17 protein-coding genes are annotated in these 16,944 nt (G+C 32.4%); 7 read left to right on the top strand and 10 right to left on the bottom strand.

All coding sequences use genetic code 11. The annotated features are described in order from the left end of the window. The first annotated feature begins 2 nt into the window (after positions 1–2). From AMN99_RS02175 to AMN99_RS02165, 3 genes are read left to right on the top strand one after another with little or no spacing between them, the layout of a single operon-like run. Positions 3–434 (top strand): hypothetical protein, encoded by a 432-nt coding sequence (locus AMN99_RS02175; RefSeq protein ID WP_075506202.1) that lies wholly within the window; start codon positions 3–5, stop codon positions 432–434. After that, positions 434–1,489 (top strand): cell division protein ZapE, encoded by a 1,056-nt coding sequence (gene zapE / locus AMN99_RS02170; RefSeq protein WP_075506201.1) that lies wholly within the window; start codon positions 434–436, stop codon positions 1,487–1,489. The genes AMN99_RS02175 and zapE overlap by 1 nt, the downstream gene beginning before the upstream one ends. Next, positions 1,486–1,905 carry a secondary thiamine-phosphate synthase enzyme YjbQ gene (locus AMN99_RS02165; RefSeq protein WP_075506200.1) on the top strand — a complete coding sequence of 140 codons (420 nt, stop codon included), beginning with the start codon at positions 1,486–1,488 and terminating at the stop codon, positions 1,903–1,905. Before zapE ends, AMN99_RS02165 begins: the two co-directional genes overlap by 4 nt. A 1-nt stretch (position 1,906) precedes the next feature. Here AMN99_RS02165 and AMN99_RS02160 read toward each other — a convergent pair whose 3' ends face one another. The 10 genes from AMN99_RS02160 to gcvT all read right to left on the bottom strand — a co-directional run bounded on the left by AMN99_RS02160 (position 1,907) and on the right by gcvT (position 13,792). Next, positions 1,907–3,328, bottom strand: coding sequence for a cryptochrome/photolyase family protein (locus tag AMN99_RS02160; protein WP_075506199.1), 1,422 nt, complete (start codon positions 3,326–3,328; stop codon positions 1,907–1,909). Positions 3,329–3,333: 5 nt separating this feature from the next. Continuing rightward, positions 3,334–4,464, bottom strand: coding sequence for a diaminopropionate ammonia-lyase (locus AMN99_RS02155; protein ID WP_075506198.1), 1,131 nt, complete (start codon positions 4,462–4,464; stop codon positions 3,334–3,336). 20 nt (positions 4,465–4,484) lie between these two features. Next, positions 4,485–4,898 carry a hypothetical protein gene (locus AMN99_RS02150; protein WP_075506197.1) on the bottom strand — a complete coding sequence of 138 codons (414 nt, stop codon included), beginning with the start codon at positions 4,896–4,898 and terminating at the stop codon, positions 4,485–4,487. 9 nt (positions 4,899–4,907) lie between these two features. Further along, on the bottom strand, positions 4,908–6,311 hold the full coding sequence (locus AMN99_RS02145) for an FMN-binding glutamate synthase family protein (RefSeq protein WP_075506196.1): 1,404 nt from the start codon (positions 6,309–6,311) through the stop codon (positions 4,908–4,910). Then, positions 6,311–7,165 (bottom strand): GltB/FmdC/FwdC-like GXGXG domain-containing protein, encoded by an 855-nt coding sequence (locus AMN99_RS02140; RefSeq protein ID WP_075506195.1) that lies wholly within the window; start codon positions 7,163–7,165, stop codon positions 6,311–6,313. Before AMN99_RS02140 ends, AMN99_RS02145 begins: the two co-directional genes overlap by 1 nt. Beyond that, positions 7,153–8,097, bottom strand: coding sequence for a class II glutamine amidotransferase domain-containing protein (locus AMN99_RS02135; protein WP_075506194.1), 945 nt, complete (start codon positions 8,095–8,097; stop codon positions 7,153–7,155). Before AMN99_RS02135 ends, AMN99_RS02140 begins: the two co-directional genes overlap by 13 nt. A 29-nt stretch (positions 8,098–8,126) precedes the next feature. Then, a complete protein-coding gene (locus AMN99_RS02130) occupies positions 8,127–9,596 on the bottom strand; it encodes a glutamine synthetase family protein (RefSeq protein WP_075506193.1) in 1,470 nt (489 codons plus the stop codon). A gap of 70 nt (positions 9,597–9,666) precedes the next feature. Further along, positions 9,667–10,995: an NAD(P)/FAD-dependent oxidoreductase gene (locus tag AMN99_RS02125; protein ID WP_075506192.1), complete on the bottom strand. Its 1,329-nt coding sequence runs from the start codon at positions 10,993–10,995 to the stop codon at positions 9,667–9,669. A gap of 102 nt (positions 10,996–11,097) precedes the next feature. Then, on the bottom strand, positions 11,098–11,448 hold the full coding sequence (locus tag AMN99_RS02120; protein WP_075506191.1) for a hypothetical protein: 351 nt from the start codon (positions 11,446–11,448) through the stop codon (positions 11,098–11,100). 4 nt (positions 11,449–11,452) lie between these two features. Beyond that, a complete protein-coding gene (gene gcvT / locus AMN99_RS02115; protein WP_075506190.1) occupies positions 11,453–13,792 on the bottom strand; it encodes a glycine cleavage system aminomethyltransferase GcvT in 2,340 nt (779 codons plus the stop codon). Positions 13,793–13,891: 99 nt separating this feature from the next. Between gcvT and AMN99_RS02110 the strand changes: the two genes are divergently transcribed. The 4 genes from AMN99_RS02110 to AMN99_RS02095 all read left to right on the top strand — a co-directional run bounded on the left by AMN99_RS02110 (position 13,892) and on the right by AMN99_RS02095 (position 16,944). Then, on the top strand, positions 13,892–14,836 hold the full coding sequence (locus tag AMN99_RS02110) for an ABC transporter substrate-binding protein (protein WP_075506189.1): 945 nt from the start codon (positions 13,892–13,894) through the stop codon (positions 14,834–14,836). Between the two features lie 82 nt (positions 14,837–14,918). After that, complete coding sequence (locus AMN99_RS02105; RefSeq protein WP_075506188.1) at positions 14,919–15,296, top strand: MORN repeat-containing protein; 378 nt, start codon at positions 14,919–14,921, stop codon at positions 15,294–15,296. Continuing rightward, positions 15,296–15,847, top strand: a complete 552-nt coding sequence (locus AMN99_RS02100; RefSeq protein WP_179850429.1) for a hypothetical protein — start codon at positions 15,296–15,298, stop codon at positions 15,845–15,847. The genes AMN99_RS02105 and AMN99_RS02100 overlap by 1 nt, the downstream gene beginning before the upstream one ends. Positions 15,848–15,912: 65 nt before the next feature. Next, entirely contained in the window at positions 15,913–16,944 is a 1,032-nt protein-coding gene (locus AMN99_RS02095) for a quaternary amine ABC transporter ATP-binding protein (protein WP_075506186.1), read from the top strand.

Genomic DNA, 16,944 nt, shown 5'->3' with positions numbered 1-16,944 from the left:
ATATGATCTTGAAATTTTTAGAAAAGATCGGAAGAAAAAAAGTAGTTCTAGACAGAGGACCATCACACCCAAAATTTGAAGAAGCAAAACCATGGATGAATAGATATTATGTGATATTCAGAAATAGACCTAAATGGTTTCCATTTAATATATTAATCCATGAAATGTTAGATAATGATCATGGTGATGGGGTGCATAACCATTTATGCCCATATATCACAATAATTTTAAGAGGAGGGTACTGGGAAACAACAAAAAATGGAAGATTTTGGAGAAAACCAGGATACATTGGTTTTAGATCGGCAAATGCTTTTCATAGAGTTGATTTAGAACCAGGCACAAAACCAATGACAATATTCATTCCAGGACCGTTTGGTTTACGAAAAGGTCCACGATCAGAGTATGGTATCGATTTTAAAACTAAAAGAAGTTAATGGCCCTATCTTTTGAAAAAGAATTTATATCTCACTGTAAAAAACAAAATTTAGAAATTAATCCTAGTCAGATAGATTTAGTAAAAAAATTACAAGAATACTATGAGGGTAATTTTCAATCATTAATATCAAAAATTTTTCAAAGCCAATCTTTTAAAAAAGTATTTTATTTATATGGTGATGTTGGTGTAGGCAAAACAATGATTTTAGATTTCTTTTTTGATCAATTAAATCATAAAAAATTAAGATTACATTTTAATGAGTTTATGTTGAGTTTCCATGATTTTGTTCATGAAAGAAAAGGTAGTAGTCAAGAAAATATTATTAATGAATTTGTTAAAGATTTAAAATCAAAAGCATTCATAATTTACTTTGACGAATTTCAAGTAACCAACATAGTTGATGCTATGATTTTAGGAAAATTATTTGATCAAATCTTCAAAGAAGATATAAAAATAATCGTAACCTCAAATACAAAAATCTCTGAGCTTTACAAAGATGGTCTTCAAAGAGATCAGTTCAAACCATTTATAAAAATAATGGAGGATCAATCTTTTCAATACGAACTTATAATTGAGGATGACTATAGAAAATCTAATAATTCTCAAGATAGATACTTTTTTCCACTTGATGAAGAAACTAATTTTAAAATAAATAAATTTTTTAGAACTATTACAAAAGATAAAAATAAAACTGAGAAAATAATTAATGTAAAAGGAAGAAATTTTAAAATAGAAAATTTTTATGAAGGAGTGGCTAGATTTGATTTTAAAACATTATGTGATCAGAATTTAGGCGCAGAAGATTATTTAGAAATTATTAAAAATTGTGTTTTTATAGTAATCGATCAAATACCACAGTTTGATAATTTTAATTCTAACCAACAACAAAGATTTATAACTTTATTGGATATAATTTATGATAATAGTGTTCCAATTGCAGTAACAGCTAATCAAAGTTTGGATAAATTTACATCATCAAAACTATTAGAAAAACCATTTGAAAGAACAATCAGTAGATTATACGAATTAACATCTAAAGTGATGAATTCATGAAACAAGAATTTTTTAATCTTCAAATAAACACAAATGGTCAAAAGTTATATGAATTTACAGATCAAACTCTTAATTGGATAAATGAAAATAATTTTAAGAATGGAATTTTAAATTTGAGCATCCAGCATACCAGTGCGTCTTTAATTGTACAGGAGAATGCCGATCCAGATGTGCAAACTGATTTGATTAAATATTTTGATAAGCTGGCACCAATGGATAATTCGCTTTATGTTCATACAACTGAGGGTAAAGATGATATGCCAGCTCATATAAAATCTGCATTAACGAATAATCAAATTTCTCTTAGTATTAAAAATAAAGAATTATTACTTGGAACTTGGCAAGGTCTCTATCTATTTGAACATAGATTACAGTCTCAAAAAAGATCAATAATTCATCATTTTTTGGGAGAATAAGTTATTTTTTCTTCAGAGATTGAAATGCATCCAATGCAGCAGCTCTTGCTTTTTCATGAATAACTATTGGTTGTGGATAGTCTTTACCTATAATTGTTTTAATAGCTTCTTGATATTTGACTTCCATTTCCCAAGGTTTGTGAATAAATTTTGCAGGAACTTTATTTAATTCAGGAACCCATTTTTTTACATAAATTCCTTCCTTATCAAATTTTTCACCCTGAAGAATAGGATTAAAAATTCTAAAGTATGGTGCAGCATCAGCTCCACAACCAGCAACCCATTGCCATTGTGCAACGTTATTAGCTTTATTAAAGTCAAGTAAGCAGTTTCTAAAATGCTTCTCTCCCTCTATCCAATTAATTCTCAAATGTTTTACCAAAAAGGATCCTACAACCATTCTAATTCTATTATGCATCCATCCAGTTTCGTATAATTCTCTCATACCGGCATCAACTATTGGATACCCTGTCATACCTTTTTTCCATGCGTTCAAAAATTTTTCATTTTTAGCCCATGGGAATTTGTCAAATTCTTTTCTAAAATTCCCTTTTAAGAATTCAGGAAAGTAATTAATTAGACTGTGAGAAAATTCTCGCCAACCAAGTTCGTTTATATATTTTCTATATCCTATTCCTTTTGATTTTAGCTCACTACACTTTTTCCAAATTGTATTCACATGAATTTGACCAAATTTTAAATATGGGGATAACCTAGAAGTACCATTTATGGAAGGGATATCTCTATTAGTCCCATAATCTTTAATTTTATTTTCTAATAAATCTTTTAAAATTTTTTGAGAATCATTTTCTGAAACTTTCCAATATTTATCAAATTTTTCATACCATTTTTTATTGGGTAAAATATTTTTGAGGTCTATAGAATTTTTAAAAAAATTGATGGCTTTAGTTTTCTTTTTTACAGTGTAATTTTTACTTGGAGGTTGATTTAGATAAATTTGTTCAGCAGTTCTCCAGAAAGGTGTAAATACTTTAAATGGTGTACCATCATTTTTAGTTACTTCTTGAAATTCATTTAAAATATTTCCTTTAAAATACTTATATTCTATCTCGTTTTTTATGAATAGATTTCTTATTTTTTTTCCTTTAGATATAACATCTGGTTCATAAATTTTATTCCAATAGATACATACATTATCTTTTTTTTTAAGCTTTGAAAAAATATCTAACTCATCACCTTTTAAAATTTCTAGATTGATTTTAAATTTTGAAAGTTCTGTTTTTATTGACTCTAATGATTTAAATAACCACCATTTCTGAGCTTCTCTTTTGTTGTCAAATTCATTATTGTTATAAATATATAACGCAATCACATTCTCATGATTATTAGTTGCAAAGGAAAGAGCTGGATTATTATCAATTCTAAAATCTTCTCTAATCCAAAATATTCCAGTGCTTTTCATTATAATTATTTTTGATTTACTAATTTTTGATACATTTCTTGATCGGTATCACCCTCGCAACCAAAAATTAATACATTAGAATTTTCATTAAGATAAATTTTTGTCTTAATTGTTTCATCTTCATAGCTTGCAATTAAACTAATTACACCTGGCGCAGCATTTTCACCTGCAATTATACTCTCTTCACTAAAGCTTGCATTTCCAAGTAATTTCATAGTTTTTGCAATATCATCGTCAGGTAAACTTATACAGTGTTTAACTGAGTTTTTTAAGATTTCCCATGGTACAAGTGAGACTTCTCCACACGACATCCCGCCCATTAAACTTTCTCGTTTAATATCAATTTTTTCAATTTTTCCAGTTTTAATGCTTTCCATAACACAAGCTGCACTATCTGGTTCTACGACAATTATCGTTGGAATATTATCTAGGTATCTCGCTATCCCAGCTACCATTGCACCAGCCATACCACCGACTCCAGCTTGTAGAATAATATGAGAAATTTTTTCATTTTTAATTTGTTCAGCTATTTCTTTCATCATGACTGAATAACCAGCCATTGTATATTTGGGTACCAGCATATAATCTTTCCAAGCAACATCCTGAACAATTTGCCAATTATTTTCTTTAGATTGTTTTATGCATTCAATCAAAGAATTTTCATAGTTACCTTTAACTTTTATAACTTCTGCACCAAGTGCTTCCATAGCTTTGCCTCTTGCATCACTTACAAATTCACTTATGAAAATTTTACACTTTAAACCTAATCTTTTTGCACCCCAAGCAACAGACCTTCCATGGTTTCCAGCTGTTGCTGTCGCTACTACTATTTCTTTATTTCCTTTGGTAACTTTTTCGACAGCATAAGCTCCTCCTAGAGCTTTGAAAGATTTTAAATTAAATCTTTTATTTTCGTCTTTATAAAAAATATTTTTTAAATTTAATTTTTTAGCTAATTTATTTAAGCTAACTAGAGGAGTAGGTGCGTATCCTTCCCACTTTGAAATAGAATTATAAGCATCATCAATGTCTGTGATTGATAAAGATTTTAAAATTTCATCTTTATCAAATTTATAGTTTTCGTTATCGATGAAATAAGAAAATTTAAAAGAATAATTGTTAGTTAATTTAGTCATATACTAACAATTATTAACTTTTAAAATTTTAAATAAGCTTTTTTCAAATCTACAAGAGGATGTTTTGGAGACATTTGAAACTTAACTAAAAGTTCTCTTGCGATCATGTCTCTGTCTTGTTGATTGTTAGGAAGTTTAATTGATTTTGGAATTGTTACCCATCCATTTGCATTTCTACAAAACACAGCAGGTCTGCCTTCCTCGTAACCCATGTGCACATCTTCCAACCAATTTAAATCATCCCATCCCATTGCCTCAATATATTTTTTTAAGAATGGAGTTATTTTCTTATAATCAGGCAACAGGTTAACGTCATATCTATAACCAATCGACTGGCCTATCATTTTTTCTCTAGCAGTTTGTTTTTTTACTCCAAACTTAACTTTTGAAACTTTAGCTTTCGATTTAGTTTTTTTTGTTTTCTTTTTAGCCATCGTCACCTCTTATATTTTATGATAGTTATCAACACCAACAGTGTAGTTTGTACCTGCTAGTGGAACTTTTGCTAATGCAGAAGCTTCAGAAGTTAAAGCCGCTAAATCCTCTGGTTCTAACGAATGGATATTCGTTTTACCACAAGCTCTAGCTAATAATTGAGCTTCCAAAGTCATTGAGTGTAGATAGTTATATACTCTTAACGCTGCATCATCAGGATTTAATCTTGCTCTTAATTTTGGATCCTGAGTAGCAACACCAACTGGACATCTTCCAGTATGGCAGTGATAACACTCTCCAGCTTTTACACCCATTTCTTTTTCGAAATCAGCCTCTGGAATATCTTTATTACAATTAAGTGCAATCATTGAACCAGTACCGATTGCGATTGCATCAGCGCCAAGCGCTAAAGCTTTAGCCATATCAGCACCATCTCTTATTCCACCTGCATAAATTAAAGTTACTTTTCCAGTTTTACCCACATCATCAATTGCTCTTCTTGCTTCTCTAATAGCAGCAATTCCTGGAATTCCAGTGTTAGCAGCAGCAATGTGAGGTCCTGCTCCAGTTGATCCTTCCATACCATCTAAATAAATAGAGTCTGGATCACATTTTGCAGCCATACGCACATCATCATAAACTTTAGATGCACCAAGTTTTAACTGAATTGGCACTTTATTTTTTGTTAACTGTCTTAACTCCTCAACTTTTAGAGCCAAATCATCTGGTCCCAACCAGTCAGGGTGTCTAGCTGGTGATCTTTGGTCAATACCAGATGGTAATGATCTCATCTCAGCAACTTGGTCAGTTACTTTTTGACCCATTAAGTGTCCACCCATACCAACTTTTTGCCCCTGTCCAATAAATACCTCAATTCCATCTGCTAATTGAGCATGATGTGGATTAAAACCATATCTTGATTGAATACATTGGTAATACCATTTCTCTGAATACCTTCTTTCATCTGGTATCATTCCACCTTCACCTGAACAAGTAGCACTTCCTGCCATAGTAGCTCCTCTTGCTAAAGCTGTTTTTGCTTCATATGAAAGTGCACCAAAACTCATTCCTGTAATGTAAACAGGTATATCTAATTCAATTGGGTTTTCACATCTTGGACCAATTACAGTTTTAGTTTCACACTTTTCTCTATAACCTTCGATTACAAATCTTGTAAGCGTTCCAGGTAAAAATACCAAATCATCGAATGTTGGAATTTTTTTCATTAATGCCATTCCACGCATTCTGTATCTTCCTAATTGAGATTTAATGTGAATGTCGTCTATTACTTCAGGAGTAAAAATAGCATTATGTCCTAGTAGACTTTTATTTCTTTTTCCTTCTTCATGTGCATGGACATCAGCTTTTCCACCAACACCTTTACCATTTTTTTTGCTTTTCTTCTTAGGCATTAAATTGCTCCCTTCTTCTCTGTAGGTTCTAAATTATCGTAATTCCAAAGTTTTTTTCCAGCTACAATTTTTTTCATTTTACTTACATCAAAATTTTCGCCAATTTCTGCAACTTTTAATTTTCTTTTTAACCAATCTTGGTCACTATCTGTTAGTTCAGCATCTACGGCATCACTCCCATAAGATCCAATTTCACCACCAACAAAAATAGTTCCATCATACATAGAGTCGCCTAGGTTAATTCCAACATCCCCAAGGATTATTATTCTTCCTCTTTGCATCATAAAACCAGTAAATGCACCAGCATCTCCACCAATAATGATAGTTCCACCTTTCATATCAATACCAGTTCTAGCGCCAACGCTACCTTTACAAATTAAGTCTCCTCCTCGAATAGCAGCTCCAAAACAAGATCCAGCATTTTTTTCAATAACTACTTTTCCTGCCATTAGGTTTTCAGCACATGACCATCCAACTCTTCCGTTAATTCTTACTATTGGACCATCGCACGAACCCATTCCAAAGTATCCTAAGCTTCCTTCAAAAATTAAATTAAGTTTATTTAAAATACCAACACCTAAGCTATGTTTTCCTTGAGGGTTTTTGATTACAATTGTTCCGTAACCTTGGCTCATTAAATTATCAATTTCTTTATTAGCCTCTGCAGCGGTCATATCTTTAACATCAAGCTCAGTTCTTTTGTTAAAGTCTACGTCATAAGTACCGAAGTAATAAAAATTCTCTGCCTCATCTGGGTTAAAGAATTTTTGTTGAGTTCTTCCTGTTAAAACCTCAGTATGCATACCCATAGATTGGGCTTTAGATTTTTTAGATACAGTTTTTAGATTTGCCATACTTTTACCTCCCCATCAAATGGATCATATGTGTCTATTTCTTGTGGTAACACAGATCTAATTGCTATTTCTTCTGATCCCATTGCAACTAAATCATCTGACTCATATAAAACTAAAGGTTTTGCAGCCATAGTATCTTTTGCCATACCTAAAGAGTCTTTTGTCGCTACGAAGTAAGTAAATACACCATCTAAGCCAGTTAAGCTCTCTTTCATACCTTCCTCTAAAGTTGCACCATCTCTCATTTTTTCAGCAAGATAAACTGCGATTAATTCTGAGTCACACTCAGACATAAATCTCATTCCTTTATTTTCTAAAACTCTTCTATTGTTCCAATAGTTGGTTAACTGACCATTGTGAACTACAGAAACGTCACTGAAAGGATAGCCCCAGAAAGGGTGGGCAGATTTGATATCAACACCAGACTCAGTTGCCATTCTAGCATGACCTATTGCATGAGTTCCAACAACTTTATCTAGACTATATCTATCACAAACCATTTTTGCATTACCTAAATCTTTAATAACTTCTAATGATTTACCCATAGATAAAATCTCTACACCTGGAATACTTTCTATTCTTTGAGAAAAATCTAACAAATCTTTTGTGTTGTAATCAATTTCATATCTTAAAGAGTAGGGAAGTGTCCTTTCTTCTTTAACAACTTTTGCTCCCATCTCAGCTAGAGTTTGATCTACAACTTTTTTTCTTTCATCATACACAGAAACATCTTCCATAACTGATGAGCTTCCTTCTCCAACGTTCTCACCAACTTTAAAACGCATAATGAAATTTTTGCCATCTGTATCTCCATACAAAGCATATCCAGTTGAGTCTTCACCTCTATGTTTTAACGCTTGAAGCATTCCTTGTAATTCGCTTCCAACATTCGAGGATTTTCCTCTATGAATTAATCCTGCTATCCCACACATATTTTGTACCCTTTCTATTATTTTATGACCTACGGTAAGCAATCAAGATAAGTATCCAGATCCCATTGAGTTGTAGCACCCAAGAATCTTTCCCACTCATCATTTTTGTACCAATGGAAAACTTTGTACATTTCATCTGGCATTGCAGATTTAATTACCTCATCTTCTGCAAGTCTATCTAAAGCTTCACCAAGACTTAATGGAAGTTTTTTAACATCTTTACCAGCCTTTTGAGCTTCGTAAATATTTCTAGACTCAGGAGCAGCTGGTTTTAATTTTTTACTAATTCCATGATCACATGCTTTTAGTAACGCTGCACCTAATAAATATGGATTATGCATAGAGTCTACTGATCGGTATTCAAATCTACCTGGTGCAGAAACTCTTAATCCACAAGTTCTATTTTGGTATCCCCAGTCAGCATACACTGGTGCCCAGAAACCTTGGTCCCATAACCTTCTATAAGAATTAACAGTAGAAGATCCTAATGCTGTTAGTGCTGGCAAGTGTTCCATGATACCTGCAATTGATTGCAAACCAATTTTACCTGGTAACTGCATATCTTTAGTATCAGGCATAAAAGTATTTGTTCCACCTTCAACATAACTAAATACTTCTTCAACACCTGGAAGTTTTTTGTTTCCAAGTTTATTTACTTTAACTTTTCCACCTTTCCACAACGACATATTTGTATGACATCCACTTGCAGAAACTCCCATGAAAGGTTTAGTCATAAAGCAAGCTATCAAATTATGCTCTCTTGCAACTTGAGCACAAATTTGTCTGTATGTTGATAATCTATCTGCGTTTCTTAAGACGTTATCATAAGTCCAGTTTAATTCTAATTGACCTGGTGCATCTTCGTGGTCTCCTTGAATCATATCAAGCCCCATCGCTTTTGCGTATTCAATTACCTTCATAAATACTGGCCTTAACGACTCAAATTGATCAATGTGATAACAGAATGGCTTAGAAAAACCTTTACCAGTAGGGGTTCCATCTTCATTTTTTGTTAACCACATCATTTCAGGCTCAGTACCAACTCTTAATTCTAGACCATGTTTTTTCTTAAATTCATCCATGAAAATTCTTAGATTTCCTCTGCAGTCTGAAGTTAAGTGACCACCTGGATTTTCTCTTTCTTCTCTATTTCTAAAACATGTTACAAAAACTCTTCCCACTCTTTTGTCCCAAGGTAGTTGCACAAAAGTTTCTGGATCAGGTATTCCAACAAGCTCCATAGCTTCTGGCCCATAACCAATGTAATTATTGTGACGATCTAAAAATAAGTTTGCTGTTGCTCCATAAACTAATTGAAATCCTTTTTCTGCTGTTCTTTCCCAGTGATCTGCAGGTATACCTTTACCTACAACTCTTCCTGTTACAGAAATAAATTGATAATAAATATATGTTATTCCAAGTTCGTTAATTTTTTCTCGAACTTTTTTTACTAGTTTGGCTCTACCCGGCTGGTTAACATGTTTTTCTAGATCTGTCATTTTCACCCCTCAATGAATTATTAATTATTCAAGCGTAGCTGAAAACTTTATTTGTGTCTAGGCTTAGAGTTTAACTCCAAGGGAACGGACTGTTAGAAGTAGGATGAAGTTCACCCTTCTCGTAACGGTTGAATCTAAACGGCTTCAATAAATCACTTTCAGTACCAAGAATTTCTTTTGCAACAAGTTCACCAACACCAATCATTTTATATCCGTGATTAGCATCAGCAATCATGTAAACGTTTTCAAAAAATCTATCAAAGATAGGAAAAGAGTCAGGTGTCATACATCCTAAACCACCCGATGGTCCTTTTCTGTATAAATCTGATTTTCCTTCAAATCTTTTTTGGCAGTGCGCAAGTGCTGAACACCACATTTCACTAAAAGCATCTGTTGTTTGATACTCTGGAGATTCAATTCCATAAGGATCAACATTTACTTGATCAAAATGTTTTTTAACAATGTAAGGAGAAGTTCCACCTTGTACACCTAAGCCTTCAATATCAGGTTTATAATAAATTCCCCAAATTTTATCTGTTAATAATTTTTTTGTTTTGTCAGAGTACAAAGGTGCTGTTGAGTCAACGTGAACTACAGGCGGTTGTTTACCGTCATTTGTTTTTAAGAAATCTGGTTCAACACCGATAACTCCTTCTTGAAGCATCCAGTAAGTCCACATATCAGTTTCATGCATCTTACCATCTTTACCTTTTATATGTGCTGTCTTTGGTAACTCTAGCATATTCCAAAAATCTCTTGCCCATGGTCCTGCACCAACAACTACTTGTTCACACTCAATAGTTCCTTTATCAGTTTCAACACCAGTTACTGCTTGACTGTTACTTCCTTTTTTAAAACCAGTTACTCTTACACCTTTCATAACTTGTACACCATTAGATGTTGATTTGTTCTCTAGGGCTTTAATTGAATCTTTATTAAAAGCGTATCCACCTTTTTTCTCATGAAGTACAGAAGTGATACCTTGAGCTTGCCAATCATCAAAAATTCCCTTCATGTAATTTGTGCAATCTTTTTCTCCTTCAATAAAAACTGACTCGTATCCAATTGCTTTTTGTTGTTCATAAATGCTTGCAACATCTTCATGCATTACTTCTGGAGATATTTGTAAGTATCCAACTGGATTATATTTAAATGCTTTAGGATCACTTTCCCAAACCGAAACTGAATGAGCCATCAATTCTCTCATTGCTGGCTGAAAATAATTATTTCTTACAACTCCACATGCAATTCCACTTGCACCAGCAGCTGTATCTTTTTTTTCTAATACAACTATGTCGCCAGGATTTTTGTAAGTTTCTGAAAGTTTCCATGCAGTACTTAAACCGTGTATTCCACCACCGATTATCACTACTTTTGCTTTTGAAGGTAATGTCGTCATACCAAAACACTATTTTTTGATAATGTTAATTAATATACTTATTTATAGAAGTAAAAATTATATATAAAAATTAGATACTTTTTAAATTAGTCAAAAAATTAATTAATAACTGATGTTTTTTAGTGTTTCTAAATAGTTATTAAATTCTTTTATAAATGACTCACTTGGGACTATATTTTTAACTCGCTGGTCAGTTGAAGTTTTTTCTAGTTTAAAGAATCCTTTTTCACAAGCTTCAGTAATTATCAGTGCTGATTTTGGCCTAGATGTTTTAAATAATTTTGTTTTTAATTCTTCAACAGATAGTTTTGTTCCTTCTTTAAAAGCTGACATAACTAATAACATCATGTGATAGTGAGAAGGTGACTTCCTGAAAAAATAATTACTAGAGGTATGGGATTGTTTCATTTGTTCTTCCCAGAAATCTAATAGGGTTTTTTTTTCTTTCGGCATTTTTTTAAGATCTTACTCTAGACTTAGTTGGATCATAGAATGGGAAGCCAACAACTTTTGCACTAATTCTTTTTTGGTGACCATCAATTTTTCCAACTTCAACTTCAGTTCCAATTTCTGAATATTGAGCATCTATTCTACAAAGAGCTACATTTTTATTTAGAGTTGATGATAGACATCCACTTGTAACAATACCTACTTGTGCTCTACCAATATGAACACAATCACCATGACCTGCAACTTCTTTTCCAATTAATTCTAAGCCAACTAATTTTTTTTGAGGATTATTTTTTCTTTTAATCAATTCTTCTTTACCAATGAAGTCTTCTTCTTTAGTTTTCAAAGGAACCGCAAAACCTATCCCTGCTTCAAAGGGATCTTGTTGACCATCAAATTCATTTCCAAATAAAATTAATCCAGCTTCAATTCTAAGTTTATCAAGAGCAGCAAAACCAGCAGGAATTAAACCGTCATCTTTTCCTGCTTCCATTAATTTATCCCAAACTTCAGGAGCATGGTTTGGATGACACCATACTTCATAACCAAGCTCACCTGTATAACCTGTTCTGGAAACAATTAGTGGAATGCCTTGTAATTCTTCTATTCTACAAATTGTAAATCTAAACCAACCAAGCTCATCAATAGATGGTTGAGTAGGTGGTGTAAAAATTATCTTTTTTAAAATTTCTCTACTTTTTGGACCTTGTATAGAAACATTACTAATTTGGTCTGTTGAATTTTTAACATTTGCATTAAAATTTTTTTTCTTTGCTATTTCTTTTAACCATTCTCCAGCATATTCATCACCACATATCCATCTAAATCCTGTTTCACTTAATCTTAATAATGTTCCATCATCAAACATCATTCCATTTTCATAACACATTGCAGAATAGACAACCTGACCAACTGATAATTTTTTGATGTTTCTAGTAAGTGTGTAGTTTAACAATTCCTCAGCATCTGGACCTATTATTTCAAATTTTCTAAGAGAAGATAGGTCAATTAAAACAGCATCGTTTCTGCAGGCATTATATTCATTTACTAATCCGTGTTTCGTATAATCATTTGGAAGCCAAAAACCTCTTGCATCAACATAATTTCTAGTCAGTTGTGAAGTACGTTCGTGGAAACCTGAATTTCTAGTTAGTTTTTTTTCTGAATCTGTTTTCATTCGAAAAGCAAATGACTTTCTAAATTCTTTATTTTTGTCATAAGTTCTAACAAAAATTTCAGTAGGATTCCATGAATTACAAGCATCAATATCACTAGGACAAGCCGTAGTACCAATTGTTAAATCTTTTAACGCTCTAAACATTACATAATCACCAGGTCTAGAATAAGATTCATCAGATATTACTGAATTTAATCCAGCAGCTGAAGTATTAAAAAATAAATTAATTGCATGCCATCCTTTTTGTTTTTGTACTCCATATTTAGACATGCTCTCAGTTAAATTATCTGAGCAATTAGGATGACCAAAGTAACCAGCATCTTCATAATATTTTGAAGTACATGCAAGATTAAAAGTATCATGTTTACCAACTGTATCTCTTATTACCTCTACTAAGGGTTCATGATCAGTATCATAAAATTTTGAATGTAATCCAGGACCAGGAAAAGTGTTTCCCATAAAAGTTCTAGTTGTTTGCCAATCTAATCCTTTTTCAATCCCTTTTTCTAATTTTTTTGTATCAAACGCTACAAAGTCCGAACATTGTCTTCCAGTTGGACTTATAACTTGAATGTAATCTCCTTCTTTAACTTGGTAAGATGTTGAAGTTTCTTTATCTATGTTTTTTTCATAAAGTGGTTCAAAAACTGGATCAGGTATAACACTTAACTCTTTATCATTTACAATTTTGGCTCTTTTAATAAATATAGTTAATTCTGTTGGTGGATTTTGTTTGGTAACATCCATATCTTCGCCAGGTGCAGCAAAGATTGCATAACATTTATCTTTTGATTTAAGTTTAATCTTTTCCTCAGCTTTTGTATCAAGATCAAAAATTATGGATGATTTAGATTCTTTTATATTTAAGTTTCTTTTTTTTAATTGATAATTTGTTGCTAGGATCGTTTCATCTTTTCTATTTAAGATATCTCTTATGAAATTTTTTTGACTATTTTCTTTTAAATTTAAAATACCTAATTCTGATTTTCCATCTTTATTAAAACAAATTATTTCACAGATCTGATTTCCTTCATCATTAATAATTTCTATCTCGTCATCAGGAAAAATTTGAAAAGCAGTAAGACCTCCTCCGTTAACAATATGACGTTCAACCCCGGGTGGAAGTATATTTAAACCTGGGTTTTTAATATCTTTACTAGTTCCTAGCATATAAGTTTTTGGTGAGACTTTATTACATTCAAAATCAGTTGACTACAGTAATAAATATATACATAGTCTTGATTATAATTTTAACAACAGGGGGAAAAAATGAAAAAAATTATTTCATTACTATCTGCTCTAGTTATTTCTGTTGTAAGTTTTGCAGGAATTTCAAACGCTGATAGCAAGAAGCCCATCGTAATCCCAACTCATAACTGGTCATCTCAAATTGTAATGGCTTACGTTATAGGTGGAATTTTTGAAAGTATGGGTAACAATGTAAAATATGTAAACGCTGACTCACAAGCAGTTTATGAATCAATCAGAATTGGTGACGTAACTATTTCTCACGAAGTATGGGAGTCTGCGTTCGGTAAGTCATTTACTACTGCTCTAGATAAAGGTGGTTTACTTGACTGGGGTGATCATGAGGCAAGAACTCTTGAAGATATGGGTTACCCAAACTGGGTTGTTGAAAAAGGTTTGTGCCCAGGTCTACCAGATTGGACAGCTTTAAAAAATCCAGACTGTGCTAAAAACTTTACAACACCTGACTCTCCGGATGGAAAAGGAAGAATGTTGGAAGGACCTCAAAGTTGGCATGGTGATTTAATTCCGCAAAGAATTGAAGCTTTAGGTTTAGGTGATCTTTGGTGGGTTAAATTTGCTGGAGGTGCAGATGCACTTTGGGCTGAATTAGCAGCTGCTGAAAAAGAAGGAAGAGGAACTATAATCTTCAACTGGACACCAAACTTTACAGATGGTGCTGGTTTTACATTTATTGACTTCCCTCCATATACAGCGGGTTGCAGACCAGAAGATGGTGGTGATGGTAAATGTGGTTCTCCTGATGGATACTTGAAAAAAGCTGTTCATGAGGATTTCCCAAAAACTCACCCAGATGCAGCAGCAGCATTTAAAAAGATGTCATTCTCAACAAGTCACATTGGTGCGATGGCAGCTTTAGTTGATGTTGATAAAATGACTCACGAAGATGCAGCTAAAAAATGGTTAGCTGATAACGAGTCAGTTTGGAAACCTTTTACTAAATAAGGGTAAAAGTTAAAAAATTAAAATCTCCCCCAACTTGTTTGGGGGGGATTTTTTTTTATTCTAATTTGTGTAAAGTGACAAAATGAAAAAATTTCTAATTTTCATATTTTTAATTTCTTTAATTAACTCAGCTGCATTTGCTCGAAGTACAGGATGCAAAGAAGGAAACTGTGAAAATGGTTTTGGTAAATGGATTTATACAGATAAGACAACTTATGAAGGTGAATGGGTTGCAACAAAAAAAGAAGGTCAAGGGGTTGAGACATGGCCTAATGGATATATTTACAAAGGTGAATTTAAAAATAGTGAGTGGAGTGGAAAAGGAATTTTGATTTTTCCAGATGGATCTACTTATGACGGTGAATGGTCTAAAGGTTTTATGAATGGACAAGGAACATTTACTTGGGCAGACGGAAAACAAAAATCAGGCACTTGGGTAAACGGAAAGTTACAAGAGTAATGTCAAAAGAAAATAGTTTAAATAAAACTGAAGACAATTCAAACTCAACAAAGCAATTTATTGGTTTAGTTATTGTTACAGCGATAGTGATAGCTTTTTTTGCTGTTTTAAATGGAATATTTGGAGAGGGAGACGAGCTTGTAGAAAAAATGAAATTGGAAGAGCAAAGAATTGCTGAAGAGAGAAAATTAAGTGAGTTGATATCTAAATTACCTTCAGGAATATTAGTCTCCTTCGATGGAACTGATCATTATAGATTAACTGATGAAGTATATGAGCAAGTATGTAAAGCTACAAAATTAATTCCACAACGTGCAATTATGGGAGCTAATTTTTTAAATTTTAGAGCACATGAGATTTACACAAAAAATGGAAATAAAATTGATGAAACATTTGTTAAGTGGGATCAAGAAAAAGGTAAGTGTTATGCAGGTTTTACCGTAAGTGGAAACAATGTAGGAATTGATGAAAGTATCACTGTCAGTGGAGAAGCCTTAAGTTTTTTAAGCACAGGTATTGATACAAGAGTTTACTATATTAAGAATTTTTAATGATGAAAGGTTACAATAATTAACATTTAAATTTTATTAAATTTCATATAACTTTGAAAAGATTTATGTCTGAGACCGTTATTAAGTGTGAGTCAGTTTATAAAATATTTGGTGAGAATGCCAAAAAAATGCTTGAAGAGTCTAACGGTAATGTAGATGCAAAAACATTTCAAGAAAACGGTTGCATAGTTGGAGTTAACAACGCTTCGTTTGAAGTTGCAAAAGGAGAAATGCTTGTAGTAATGGGTTTATCTGGTTCAGGTAAATCAACATTACTAAGATGTATTTCAAGATTAACAGATGCAACTGGAGGAAAAATTTTTATAGAAGGCCAAGACTTACTTCACTTAAACAATAAAGAATTAATTGAGCTTAGAAGAAATAAAATGGGAATGGTTTTTCAAAGCTTTGCCTTGTTACCTCATAAAACAGTTGTAGAAAATATTGCTTTCCCACTTCAGATAAAGGGTATTAAGACTGAAGACAGTATTAGTAGAGCAATGGAAATGGTGAAACTAGTTGGACTTGATGGAAGAGAAAATTATTTTCCAAGAGAACTTTCAGGAGGTCAACAACAAAGAGTTGGGATTGCTCGATCTTTAGCAGTGGAACCCGATATTTGGTTCTTAGATGAACCATTTTCAGCATTAGATCCATTAATAAGAAAAGAAATGCAAGATGAGTTTTTAAGACTGCAAGAAAAACTACAAAAAACAATTATGTTTATTACCCATGATTTTGATGAAGCGTTAAAATTAGCAGATCGAATTGCGATCATGAAAGATGGTATTATAGAACAGTTAGATACACCTGCTAATATTGTTTTAAATCCAGCTACAGAATATGTAAGAAAATTTACTGAAGAAGTTCCGAGAGAAAAAGTTTTAGTCATTGAAGATGTAATGGATAGTTCAAATAAAGATAATCTAGGAGATGTAAAAGTTTCAAAAGATGACATTATTGAAAATGTTGCAGAAAAAATTCTTACCCAAGAAAAAATTGTAGGAGTGGTAGACTCCAATAACAATATTATTGGTTCAATAAAACCTTCAACAATCATTGATACAGTTTTTGGAGGAAGAAAAAATAGTAGCTAG

Source organism: Candidatus Pelagibacter communis (genome assembly GCF_001180225.1).
Classification (GTDB): Bacteria; Pseudomonadota; Alphaproteobacteria; order Pelagibacterales; family Pelagibacteraceae; genus Pelagibacter; species Pelagibacter ubique_D.
This window is presented reverse-complemented; position numbering and strand designations above follow the sequence as displayed.

Excerpts from the sequence above, each read along its gene's own strand:
- AMN99_RS02175 (WP_075506202.1), top strand. The coding sequence starts at position 3 with ATGATCTTGAAATTTTTAGAAAAGATCGGAAGAAAAAAAGTAGTTCTA.
- zapE (WP_075506201.1), top strand. The coding sequence starts at position 434 with ATGGCCCTATCTTTTGAAAAAGAATTTATATCTCACTGTAAAAAACAA.
- AMN99_RS02165 (WP_075506200.1), top strand. The coding sequence starts at position 1,486 with ATGAAACAAGAATTTTTTAATCTTCAAATAAACACAAATGGTCAAAAG.
- AMN99_RS02160 (WP_075506199.1), bottom strand. The coding sequence starts at position 3,328 with ATGAAAAGCACTGGAATATTTTGGATTAGAGAAGATTTTAGAATTGAT.
- AMN99_RS02155 (WP_075506198.1), bottom strand. The coding sequence starts at position 4,464 with ATGACTAAATTAACTAACAATTATTCTTTTAAATTTTCTTATTTCATC.
- AMN99_RS02150 (WP_075506197.1), bottom strand. The coding sequence starts at position 4,898 with ATGGCTAAAAAGAAAACAAAAAAAACTAAATCGAAAGCTAAAGTTTCA.
- AMN99_RS02145 (WP_075506196.1), bottom strand. The coding sequence starts at position 6,311 with ATGCCTAAGAAGAAAAGCAAAAAAAATGGTAAAGGTGTTGGTGGAAAA.
- AMN99_RS02140 (WP_075506195.1), bottom strand. The coding sequence starts at position 7,165 with ATGGCAAATCTAAAAACTGTATCTAAAAAATCTAAAGCCCAATCTATG.
- AMN99_RS02135 (WP_075506194.1), bottom strand. The coding sequence starts at position 8,097 with ATGTGTGGGATAGCAGGATTAATTCATAGAGGAAAATCCTCGAATGTT.
- AMN99_RS02130 (WP_075506193.1), bottom strand. The coding sequence starts at position 9,596 with ATGACAGATCTAGAAAAACATGTTAACCAGCCGGGTAGAGCCAAACTA.
- AMN99_RS02125 (WP_075506192.1), bottom strand. The coding sequence starts at position 10,995 with ATGACGACATTACCTTCAAAAGCAAAAGTAGTGATAATCGGTGGTGGA.
- AMN99_RS02120 (WP_075506191.1), bottom strand. The coding sequence starts at position 11,448 with ATGCCGAAAGAAAAAAAAACCCTATTAGATTTCTGGGAAGAACAAATG.
- gcvT (WP_075506190.1), bottom strand. The coding sequence starts at position 13,792 with ATGCTAGGAACTAGTAAAGATATTAAAAACCCAGGTTTAAATATACTT.
- AMN99_RS02110 (WP_075506189.1), top strand. The coding sequence starts at position 13,892 with ATGAAAAAAATTATTTCATTACTATCTGCTCTAGTTATTTCTGTTGTA.
- AMN99_RS02105 (WP_075506188.1), top strand. The coding sequence starts at position 14,919 with ATGAAAAAATTTCTAATTTTCATATTTTTAATTTCTTTAATTAACTCA.
- AMN99_RS02100 (WP_179850429.1), top strand. The coding sequence starts at position 15,296 with ATGTCAAAAGAAAATAGTTTAAATAAAACTGAAGACAATTCAAACTCA.
- AMN99_RS02095 (WP_075506186.1), top strand. The coding sequence starts at position 15,913 with ATGTCTGAGACCGTTATTAAGTGTGAGTCAGTTTATAAAATATTTGGT.